The following is a 10,396-nucleotide window of genomic DNA, read 5'->3' on the forward strand; positions in this document are numbered from 1 at the left end:
TCTGCAAAGCATGGGCGGACCAGCCACACCGTTTCAAATCAGACCCGCACCATGAAACCTTGAGACTGAACATCTAGTGATCGCAGCTTTCTCCATCTCGAAGGCTATGCGCGCTGGCCCCGACGCCTGCTGCCGGGCGGCCTCGATGTCGAGCTTCCGGTTGAACGCTTCGACGGCCGAGTTGGCAGCATTTAGATGCTGCCCGAAGGATTGTGAGACGGCAGACATGGGAGCGGCGGCGGGAAGAACGGTAGCGGTTGCCGGGGCGGGTTTTGGCAAGGAGATAGGCCCCGGACGCTGCTGCGGGCCGAGGAGCAGCGCGGTACGGAGGCGGCGGATGGTCTCTGCCTTGTCTCGGAAAACGATCGTTGCTGGAATGCGGAGGACGGTGAAGCCTTGGAACCGCAGGGCGTCGTCGCGGACCGCGTCCGCCGCTACCGCCTCAGGGGAGGAGTGATAGGTTGCCCCATCAATCTCTACGGCGAGCCAGCCGTCGGCGAGGAAATCCAGACGGTAGGGCTTCTTCTCGACTTGAAGTTCTAGGCTCAGCCCGCTGCCCTTTAGAATACCTTTCTCTGGCAGCAATCTGTAGGCGGAAATCACCGTTTCCAGGAAGGTAGCCTCTGCGGGGCTTTCGCAGAATTCTAGAAAGGGCGCCTTCCAGTCGGAATCCGCGGCAGTCACGATGAGGCGGCGCGGCGGCGGCCGCGGCGGTGCCGGAGGGGACGGAACAGGCCGCGGGGTGAACATGTCCTGGAGGACGATGAATGTGAGGATGCCGGCCAGCAGAAGGAGATAGGGAAAGACAAGGCCGCCGAGGGCGAGTGCCCCGATGACGATCAGGGTACCTTTAGTGGGAAGAATGCTGCGCATGCCGGTATGACGTCCGTTAGTCCATGGATGAGCGCATCATACAGTCGCCAGGGCGGGAGACTAGAAACTGCGGCAGCGGAGGAAAGTGGCTCCGAGCCTCTCGGCAGGCGTAGTGTTCAAAGACGGGTTATCTTCAACCGGCAAGGCAGCGGAACAGCGTCTTCGGGAGGCTCATACGGTCCATGGCGGCCGAGGGGTCGAGGCTCGGAGCCTCAAACGGCACCTGCGGGCGCTGCTGGCGCGGTCGGCCGAGCTGGTAGAGGAAGCGGGGCAGGGGAGCCCTGAGGCCGCCAAGCACCCGTAGGCTCTCTGGCAGGGTGGTACGAGGCCTACCCTGCCCCCTGGGCCTTCCGCACTTCCTCCAGCACCGCCTCATGCGTCGCCAGGATCCGCCGCAGCGTGGGTTTCCCTTTGTCGCTCGCCTCGGCGATGCCCTCATGCATCTCCTCGATCCCCGTCGTCAGCTGCTCGGCCAAGCCGGATAGCCGCTCCTGGAGCTGCTCGCTGTCGTCCTTTAGTTCGGCTGTCCAGATCGCCAAGATGCGAGAAATTTCGGTGGCAGCGCGGGCGGGCGGGACGCCCGCTTGCAGGAGCTTGATGAGGGGGGCCAGGTCGGCAGCAGGGGAGCGGGGCATGCGTGAGAAGGTAGGTCGGCGGACACCGGGTGGCTAGACGACGAGGGGCTGTCTTCGACCCAAGCGGATTCTTCTGACAGCCATCTGAACGATCGAGGCTGGCCGGAAGCTGCCCATCCGCTTGTGGGCTGAATATTCGAGAGAGCGGCGGTTAGGGAGACTGGCTGCTCCCGACCCGACGCGGCCTCAGTCGTCATGAAGAGGAGGCGGCAAAGGGGTAATGCGGCAGGCTCTCGACCCTCAGCTGCCCGACCGAAGCAGGAGCCGCGTGCCTGCGAACAGCAGGATGGCAGCCAAGACGAAGCGAATGGCCCGCTCCGGCATCCAGCGCTGACCGATGGAGGTACCCAGCATTGCCCCGATGATGGCTCTAACCGCGTAGGAGCCTGTGCCCGGCGCGATCTGCTGGCCTGCGAGCAAGGTGCCAGCGAAGCCGGCCACCGAGTTGAACAGGATAAACGGGGCCGAGATGCCAGCGGCGCGCCTAGCCGATGCCCAGCCGAACAGCACGAGTTGCGGCACCAGGAAGACGCCTCCCCCGACGCCAGTCACCCCGGAAAGGAACCCAGCCATCGAGCCCACCAGCATTGCAGGCAGGAGCCGGAGGCAAGTCCCCCCAATCGCAACGAACCGAACCGGGAATGGGTTCCCACCGCGGTGACAGCACCTAGCAGGATCGGCAGCAGAGTGCCGAGGGCGCCGAAGGTGCCGCAAACCTCGCCTGTGGCAGTTGAGCGAGCGGGCATCATGCTGCGACCGCTGCGGGAAGTCGCACGCGGTCGCCGCCCTCGCGCCGCAGCAGGCCTGCCCGTTCGAGACGGGCGAGTGCGCGGTAGGTCGCCTCGTGGGAAAGGCCTAGCTCAGCAGCGAGCGACTTCCAGGAGCGTCCGAGCCGGCGGGTGCCGTCTGGCTCGGGCGGGAGTGCGTGTAGCATATCGAGCAGCCGATCGGCGGCGTGTGGCAGCGCGAGGCGCTCGGCCCGCGCCCGCTCGGCAACGAGCCGGGCTGCGAGATGGGCAGTGACACGCCAGCCCAGGCTCGGGTCGGCCTCAGCGGCACGCCTCAGCTCGGTGGCCGAATGGATTGTCACGCGGCTCGGGGCGGCGGCAAGGGCGTCGCAGTGATGATGGCTGTCAACGCCGTCTGAATCATCCTCAGAAGTGCCGAAGTGCCGAGGTAAAATTCCCCAGTTTGGGTCGGGGGATCAGCCGTTGCTGGGATCGGCACCTCTTGGCTTGGGCGGTCTGCCCCGGCGCCGCGGCTGGGCCTGCGCGAGGGTGCTGGCGGCCGGGCGCAGGCTCTCCGGCACCAGATCCGCGTGCTGACGCAGGCGGTAGCTGGAGCCCTCAATCGACACGACCACGGCGTGGTGCAGCAGCCGGTCCAGCAATGCGGTGGCCACCACCGGCTCACCGAACACCTCGCCCCATTCGGCAAAGCCACGATTGGAGGTCAGGATCATGGCGCCGCGCTCGTGGCGGGCGTTCACCAGCTGAAAGAACAGGTTCCCGCTGCCGCTGCTGATCGGCAGGTAGCCGATTTCGTCCACGATCAGCAGTGACGCGCGGCAGAGAAAGCGGATCCGCTCCCGCAGCGAGCCCTCCCGCTCGGCCCGACCCAGCGAGGCCACGATGTCGGCCAGCGTCGCGAAGTAAACGCTGTGGCCGGCCCGCACCGCCTCGACGCCGAGCGCGATGGCCAGGTGGCTCTTGCCCGTGCCGGGCGGCCCGAGCAGGTGCACCACCTCGTGGCGGGTGATGAAGTCGAGCTGCGCCAGCGCCAGGATGCGGTGCCGGTCCAGCGAGGGCTGGAACGAGAAGTCAAAGGTCGCCAGCGTCTTGACCGTGCTGAGGCGCGCCATCTGCAGCGCCGCCTTGATCCGCCGGCTCTCGCGCAGCGTCAGTTCCTCGGCCAGCAAGGCCTCGAGCGCCTCCAGGGCGCCGACCTCGCCCCGCTCGATCTGGCGCATCATGTGGTCGAGCATCTCCAGGGCGCGCGGCATGCGCAGGCCAACCAGGTGGCGGCGCAGCCGCTCCAGGGTCGGCGGGACGGACAGGTCCTCCCTCATTTCCGCAGGCCCTGGTTGGCCAGGCGTTGTCCGACGGCGGCATAGAACTCGAGCGGCCGGCGAGAGACCACCTCACCCGAGCGGGCTGGCAGGAGCAGCTCCTCGCGCGGTGTGGTGCTGTTGGCCGGGGACCGCTGGCGGCGATGTCCACTGGCAATCCGCCGCTGGCCGCGCCCCTCCAGCACTGGGTGGCTGGCAACCAGCCGGCCGGCCTCAAAGATCTGCACCGCGTCGGCCAGTCGGTGCACCTCGACCGGGCGGCGGTGGGTGCTGTCCGGCACGCTGTAGAGATTGCCGTCCACCGAGACCATGCCATCACGGGTTATGCGGCGCTCCAGGCGCAGCGTTGCCTGGAAGGGTCCTGCCGGCAACGGCTGCAGGTGCGGCCGCTCCTCGGCAAAGTGCTCGGCGACCACCCGGCACGTGGTGGCATGCACCCGAACATTGGCGACCTCGTCCAGCCATTGCCGCAGCTGGGCGTTCAGGTCGTCAAGGTCGCGAAAGCTGCGTGCCAGGAAGAAGTCCTCGCGGACATAGCGGAACGGCCGCTCGACCTTGCCCTTGCTCTGCGGCCGGTAGGGGCGGCAGGCCTTGGGCAGGAAGCCGTAGTGGCGGGCGCAGGCCAGCAGGGTGCGGTTGTAGGCAATGCCCTCCGCGGCATCCTCGCCGGTGACGGCGGTGCGCATGCGGTCGTAGAGGATCTCCGCCGGCACGCCGCCCATCGCCACAAAGGCAGCCAGGTGGCAGCGGAGCACCGTGGGCAGGTCCTGCTGCAGCACAAAGCGGGCCCAGAGCCAGCGGCTGTGCCCCAGCACCAGCGAAAACAGCCAGACGATGCGCATCACACCGGGCTCTCCGGTGAACTCGGTGCGGAACTGCGCGAAGTCGACCTGCGCCTGCCGGCCGGGCGGCGTCTCGAACCGCTGCGCGAAGCCAGGAGCCGCCACCGGGCGGATGTCGCGCAACAGGTCGGTCAGCCGCGTATAGCCGCCGGTGTAGCCCCGCTCGCGCAGCTCGCGGTGCAGGCGGCGGCCTGTGAGGTCCGGGAAGGCCGCCACCCGCTCCCGCAGATAAGGCACGAACGGGTCCAGCAGCATGGTTCGCGGTGCCCAGGGTCCATAGGCCGGCGGCTCCAGGCCGCGCGTGATGTGCTTGCGCACCGTCTTGCGGTCAAAGCCTGTCCGCCGGGCGATGGCGGAGACCGACAGGCCCTGCCGGTGCAGATCCAGGATCATGATGACGTCTCCCAGTCGGATCACCGACGCCGCCTCCCATAGGACAGCGGCAGCATCGGCGATCAGGGCGGCCGGCCGCCCCTCCAGGAGCTCAGCCGGTCAGGTCACCTGGGGATTTTTCCGCCGGCACCTCTGGGAAGTATTCAACCGGCGTCTACAGATGGCTTTCGAACAGGCTCGCCTCGGCAAAGGTGTCACCTGCTCCGGCGCGGTGCAGGACGAGCCGGCGCCCCTCTGGCGAGGTGCGGGCCAGCTCCAGCACGCCCTCATGCACAAGGACGAGGCCCAGGGCCGAGTCGCCTGCCCGGAACAACATCTCACCGCGCGCCAAGCGGCGGTCACGGCCGGGAGGAAGCGATTGGAGAAGATCAGCATCCATATGACCATGGTCATAGTGGGTGTCGCCGGTTCCGCGCTACCCGTCCCCAATGACCACTTCCGCCGCACTCCCGATCCTTGCCCTGGGCATGGTCCTCGCGTTCCCTGTCTCAGCCCAGCACACGGGCGCGCAAGGGGGACATCCACACCACGGCGCCACGCAAGGCGGTGCTCCGCCCCAGCCCTATGCCGCGTTGGAGGGGCGCCGCATCAAAGCCCTCTCCGAAGAGAGCATGACGGCTCTGCTAGCTGGACGCGGGATGGGCTTGGGCCTCGCGGCTGAGCTGAACGGCTATCCTGGGCCCATGCACGTGTTGGAGCATGCCAATGCCCTGCGCCTGACGCCCGAGCAACGCAGGACGGCGGAAGCTCTCCGCGACCGCATGGTCGCGGAAGCACGGACCCTCGGCACACGGATCGTCGCACTGGAGGGCGATTTGGACCAGTTGTTCGCGAGCGGGACGGCTGAGGCAGGGAAACTTGCGGCCCTGACCACCTCCATCGGCGCTCTGAGCGGCAGGCTCCGCAAGGTGCATCTCGTGACGCACATCGCCATGCGCGACGTGCTCCAGCCAGAGCAGCGGGAAGCCTACGCGCGGCTGCGGGGCTATTCTGGAGCGAGGTGAGGGCGCTGAAGCCCTATCGTAACCCTTGGAACCCCAGTCGACCAAGTCCGCTTCAGAGTGTTTGGTCTGGCATCCTGGTGTCCGATATGGGCGCTGAGCGGCAGTTGGAATGCAGCGCCGTCTATGTCCGCTTTCCAACCTTGTTGGTCATACCTGATCGGGTTTTCACCCGACAGGACACCCCGAGAAGCTGCATCCCTGGCACAACAGCGCAGAGTGTCTGACAGCCAGAGACCCCAACAAAGCGCACAGGCGCATCCAGCACAGCGCCCAGCGGCCCCTCTACGCCCTACGCAACCGCATCAAGCGCTGCATCAACCGCCTGAAGAACTGTCGCCGCGTTGCCACCCGCTACGATCAAACCGCCAGCAGCTTTCTCGGCTTTGTCCAACTCGCCGCCATCCGAATGTGGATCAGCTTTGTCCACGTCGCCTAGCTCGCCTTCTGGCCACCATCGACGTCACGATGCTCCTGGTGGTGGCCCAGATAATCCTGATGGGCATAGTGCTGTTTCTCCTATGTCGGATGGAACGGCGCATCGGCCGGGCGCTGAAGTTGATCCGGAGATAGGAAGAACGGCTGGACGCTGACTGACCGTGGCACGGGTCATTATCGGCTACTCAGTCTGGTCCGCGTTCCGGATACCAACCAGACCCCGCGGTACTTATATTCTTCAAGTATGCTACTGTGAGTTGATTATCTTATCCGTGCGAATTGTTCAACTTCAGATGGATTGACGGATTTTCACGAAGGGCGGAGTTTTTCCTTCTGCGGGTTGACGGAATGCCGGCACCGGGCCGGTTTGCTGCCCGCAGCAGGATACAATGATGGCCTCTCCCCGCTTCGTCTTCATCAACGGCACGGCCGCGACCGGACTTGAACTCTGGGTTGCCGACAGCGAGTTTGGCGAGCGCCGCCTGCTCAAGGACATCAATCCGGGCTTCAGAGGCTCGGATCCGAGCCAACTGACCCGTCTGCCGGACGGCAAGATCCTCTTTGTCTCGAATGACGGCATCCACGGCCGCGAGCTCTGGATCACCGATGGCACCGAGGGCGGAACCAGGATGCTGCGGGACATCGGCCGCGGCGACGGAACCCGTGGCCCGGAGAACCTGACGCTGTTGCCGAACGGTCTGGTGGTGTTCACTGCCGATGACGGTCGGACCGGACGCGAGCTCTGGGTGACGGACGGAACCTCCGTCGGCACCAGGCTCCTGCAGGACATCCTCACCGGGAGCGCGGCCTCGAACATCGCCGACCTGATCGTGCTGCCCAATGGCAGGCTGCTGTTCATGGCCAATGATGGTGTGCATGGCACGGAGATGTGGTCGACCGACGGCACGGCGGGGGGAACCCATCGCCTCACCGATGCCATTCCCGGGGTCGGAAGCTCTAGCATGCAGTTCTCCCGCATCGACGGGGAGGGCAACGCCTACTTCCAAGGCAGCGATGGGAATGATGGAATCCCGTCGGCCGATTGGAGGCTTGCCTTCGGCGAGTGGCGAACCGATGGCACGGTGGAGGGGACCGTCAAGGTTTCGGACAGTGCCCCCGTGACAATGTGGGGAACGCCGGTTGGTACCGCCGGCAATCGTTGGGTGGTGAAGGAGTTCTACACGGGTCCGAACAGCGACCGTGACTTCATCCAGGCGCTCTACGTGACTGACGGCACGCGCGAGGGCACCCAGATCATCCTGGATCACACCGGCTCGCCCGGAGCGCCCTCGGACCTTTACGCGCTCGGCAACGGCCTGGTCGTCTTTCCGCAGGACCGGGATCTGTACGTCACCGATGGCACGGCCTCGGGCACCCGGATCATCGCCGAGGGCAGCCTGACGGGCTACTGGGCACAGAATTTCCTGGTGCTGCCGGATGGCCGGGCCCTGTTCGTCAACGGCGACAACTTCACCGTTTCCGACAAACCCGGAGAGTTCGGTCACTACACCACCTCGGACCTGTGGATCACCGACGGCACCGAGGCGGGTACCCGCCTGATCTCGGCCATGAGCACCGACAATCCCAGGACGCTCCCAAGCACCGCATCGATGCTGGACGACCACACCGTCGTGCTGACGTCCAGGGAGACACCGAGCAGCGCTTACATGACCTGGAAGATCGACCTCGGCACGGGTCTCGTCGAGCGGCTGCGGGACGTCCAGGCCTGGAACGGTGACGCCCAGGCGGTCGCGGTGGGTGAAGGTGGCCAGACGGTGCCCGAGGTTCCCGGCACACCCGGGCCGGATGTTCCGTCCGAGCCCGAGCAGCCTGGTCCCGTGCCGCCGAAGCCCGTGGCCGGCTACGTCTTCGTCAATGCCGAGGGAACCCATGGCAAGGAAATCTGGGGGGCCGATAGCCAGTTTGGTGAACGCCGCCTGCTCAAGGACATCAACAGCGGCCTGAAGGGCTCCGACCCGACCGAGCTGACCACCATGTCCAACGGCAAGGTGGTGTTCGTCGCCAATGACGGCATCCATGGTCGCGAGCTGTGGATCACTGATGGCACCGAGAGCGGCACCCGCATGCTGCGCGATATTGGCACCGGCGACGGCACCTACGGTCCCACCAACCTCGTCGCCACTCCTGATGGCCGGGTGTTCTTCACCGCCAGTGACGGCATCACGGGCTACGAGCTCTGGGTGACGGACGGAACCCATGGCGGCACGCGGCTGGTGACGAACCAGGCGCAAGGCCCTGACAGCGCACACCCGTCGGCCGTCGTCGCGCTGAATGGCGGAAAGTACATCTTCTCCTCCGGGACCGGCCTGACTGGCCGGGAGTTGTGGGTCACCGACGGCACCGAGGAGGGCACGACTCTGATCCAGCAGGTTCCCCGCACGGAGCTCCTCAACATGGGCGAGATCACGCTGTCGGCGGATGGCACCAAGGCCATCGTCAGCACGGATTTCGGGGCGTTCGTCACGGACGGAACCGCGGAGGGCACCACCTGGCCGGGTGGCCGGTTCGGGCAGCAGGACTACCACGCGGTCGAGGGCAGCCGATGGGTCTTCGCCGACTTCGACCGGACAATGGCCAACACCTATGAGAAGTCGCTCTTCGTCACCGACGGCACCGTCGAGGGAACCCTCAAGCTGCTCGATCCGACGGAACAGACCATCGGCGGCAAACATTCCGGCGAGACCAAGCTGACGGAGCTTGGCAACGGTCTGGTGATCTTCCAAGGCGGCGCCGACCTCTATGTCACCGACGGCACCAAGGGCGGCACCCAGGTGATCGCGGACGATGTGCTCACCTTTAGCACCCTGACCGATTTCGTCTCGTTGGGCGACGGGCGGGCGCTGTTCCTGAACCAGGAGGGCGATCCTAGCATACCGACCAGGGCCGATCTCTGGGTCACCGATGGCACGTCGGCCGGTACCATCCGGATCGCCGGCAGCCAAACCTGGAATGCGGGTCACCTGCCTGACTACGTCAACGTCCTCGCCGACGGCAGCGTGGTGTTCTCGGCGGCGTCCATGGACGGCAACCCCAACGCTGTCTGGAAGGTCAACATGTATGCCGGCGGGCTGCAACGGCTCGAAGGCCTGCAGAACTGGTCCGGCGAGTACCGGCCGACCGAAGCGGCCGGGTTCGGCGGGCAGGACATCTGGGTCTGACGCTGGGCGCGGATGCAGGAAACGGTGTGGATGACACCTTTCCTCTTCCGCGACGGTACTTAGGTTCGGCTTGCACAGCCGGCCGCACTTCCTCTGTTCAGGCGCTGCAAGACTTCAGCGGCTCCTGTGGCGGATCGCTCGTCAGGTCGGCGCTGGAGGGACATCGCCAGCTCCAACTCACCGCGCAGCATGGCAAACGCCGCTCCGCCCCGTGCCTCCGCATCGTCCCTGTCTTCGCGGAAAGTTGGCGTGGTTCCTCCTTAAGCTCAGGCTAGGTTGGACGAACCTGCCTGAGGGAGCCCTGTTCCGGATGCCCAGCCTCGACAACCGCTTCCTGCTCGCCGCCGTGGTCGACCGGATCATCTACGGTCAGGAGGACACCTTCCGGCATGAGGATGCCGCGGAACTGCTGCGGCAGATGCCGGCGCCGAACCCTTGGCGCCAGCTTCGCCTGCCCTTCGAGTTCAGGGTCGAAGGCAGCATGTCGGGCAGCCGGATGAGTGGCAGCGCCGCGGGCCTGGGCGATGTCTCGGTGCAAGGCGACGGGCGGAGCTTCGCCTATGACAGCCAAGCGGGTCACACCGTGCGGGTCGGCCAGTGGAAGCTGCGGCATTCCGCCAGCTTCTGGGAGGCGCTGCGCGGCCATGCGACGATCGAGATCGTGCAGACGCTGGGCGAGGCAGGTCAGGATGGACGCTCCGCGGCGCTGGTCTACCAGCGCGGGGAGCCGGTCGAACTGCGCAGCTTCCGGCAACAGGAGAAGTTCATCGGCAAGTACGCGATCATCAACTCCAGGGCGGTGCCCTGGAAGACGCCGGTGCACAGACAACCGATCGAGGCCGACTACGAAGTGGAAACTCCGCAGGGCAAGGATGGCGGCGTATTCCGCGCCGCTGCCGCCTGACAGCATCCATCGGACACCCCTTCCAGCATGGCTCAATCAGGCCTTCGTGCCGCACTCGCCGAG

9 protein-coding genes are annotated in these 10,396 nt (G+C 66.1%); 3 read left to right on the forward strand and 6 right to left on the reverse strand.

Annotated elements, in window-relative coordinates; all coding sequences use genetic code 11:
• Positions 1-33 precede the first annotated feature (33 nt).
• The 6 genes from F0Q34_RS21025 to F0Q34_RS21050 form a co-directional block, all read right to left on the reverse strand.
• Positions 34-873: an endonuclease domain-containing protein gene (locus F0Q34_RS21025; protein WP_149814339.1), complete on the reverse strand. Its 840-nt coding sequence runs from the start codon at positions 871-873 to the stop codon at positions 34-36.
• Positions 874-1,202: 329 nt separating this feature from the next.
• Positions 1,203-1,412: a hypothetical protein gene (locus tag F0Q34_RS21030; protein ID WP_149814340.1), complete on the reverse strand. Its 210-nt coding sequence runs from the start codon at positions 1,410-1,412 to the stop codon at positions 1,203-1,205.
• 336 nt (positions 1,413-1,748) lie between these two features.
• Positions 1,749-2,096: a TSUP family transporter gene (locus tag F0Q34_RS21035; RefSeq protein WP_241665621.1), complete on the reverse strand. Its 348-nt coding sequence runs from the start codon at positions 2,094-2,096 to the stop codon at positions 1,749-1,751.
• Positions 2,097-2,712: 616 nt separating this feature from the next.
• Complete coding sequence (gene istB, locus F0Q34_RS21040) at positions 2,713-3,576, reverse strand: IS21-like element helper ATPase IstB (RefSeq protein WP_149814341.1); 864 nt, start codon at positions 3,574-3,576, stop codon at positions 2,713-2,715.
• Positions 3,573-4,835, reverse strand: a complete 1,263-nt coding sequence (gene istA / locus F0Q34_RS21045) for an IS21 family transposase (RefSeq protein ID WP_149814342.1) — start codon at positions 4,833-4,835, stop codon at positions 3,573-3,575. The genes istB and istA overlap by 4 nt, the downstream gene beginning before the upstream one ends.
• A gap of 130 nt (positions 4,836-4,965) precedes the next feature.
• On the reverse strand, positions 4,966-5,190 hold the full coding sequence (locus tag F0Q34_RS21050) for a cyclic nucleotide-binding domain-containing protein (protein ID WP_149814343.1): 225 nt from the start codon (positions 5,188-5,190) through the stop codon (positions 4,966-4,968).
• 304 nt (positions 5,191-5,494) lie between these two features.
• Here F0Q34_RS21050 and F0Q34_RS21055 point away from each other — a divergent pair, with 304 nt between their 5' ends.
• The 3 genes from F0Q34_RS21055 to F0Q34_RS21070 all read left to right on the forward strand — a co-directional run bounded on the left by F0Q34_RS21055 (position 5,495) and on the right by F0Q34_RS21070 (position 10,333).
• Positions 5,495-5,815 (forward strand): Spy/CpxP family protein refolding chaperone, encoded by a 321-nt coding sequence (locus F0Q34_RS21055; RefSeq protein ID WP_149814344.1) that lies wholly within the window; start codon positions 5,495-5,497, stop codon positions 5,813-5,815.
• 827 nt (positions 5,816-6,642) lie between these two features.
• A complete protein-coding gene (locus tag F0Q34_RS21065; RefSeq protein WP_161600988.1) occupies positions 6,643-9,429 on the forward strand; it encodes a hypothetical protein in 2,787 nt (928 codons plus the stop codon).
• Between the two features lie 310 nt (positions 9,430-9,739).
• Positions 9,740-10,333: a hypothetical protein gene (locus F0Q34_RS21070; RefSeq protein WP_149814346.1), complete on the forward strand. Its 594-nt coding sequence runs from the start codon at positions 9,740-9,742 to the stop codon at positions 10,331-10,333.
• Positions 10,334-10,396: the final 63 nt, after the last annotated feature.

The sequence above is a fragment of the Teichococcus oryzae genome (assembly GCF_008386565.1).
In the GTDB taxonomy this organism is placed as follows: Bacteria; Pseudomonadota; Alphaproteobacteria; order Acetobacterales; family Acetobacteraceae; genus Pseudoroseomonas; species Pseudoroseomonas oryzae.

Bases quoted from the DNA above. Each gene is read 5' to 3' on its own strand.
- F0Q34_RS21065 (WP_161600988.1), top strand. From the start codon at position 6,643: ATGGCCTCTCCCCGCTTCGTCTTCATCAACGGCACGGCCGCGACCGGA.
- istB (WP_149814341.1), bottom strand. From the start codon at position 3,576: ATGAGGGAGGACCTGTCCGTCCCGCCGACCCTGGAGCGGCTGCGCCGC.
- F0Q34_RS21055 (WP_149814344.1), top strand. From the start codon at position 5,495: ATGCACGTGTTGGAGCATGCCAATGCCCTGCGCCTGACGCCCGAGCAA.
- F0Q34_RS21025 (WP_149814339.1), bottom strand. From the start codon at position 873: ATGCGCAGCATTCTTCCCACTAAAGGTACCCTGATCGTCATCGGGGCA.
- F0Q34_RS21070 (WP_149814346.1), top strand. From the start codon at position 9,740: ATGCCCAGCCTCGACAACCGCTTCCTGCTCGCCGCCGTGGTCGACCGG.
- F0Q34_RS21035 (WP_241665621.1), bottom strand. From the start codon at position 2,096: ATGCTGGTGGGCTCGATGGCTGGGTTCCTTTCCGGGGTGACTGGCGTC.
- F0Q34_RS21050 (WP_149814343.1), bottom strand. From the start codon at position 5,190: ATGGATGCTGATCTTCTCCAATCGCTTCCTCCCGGCCGTGACCGCCGC.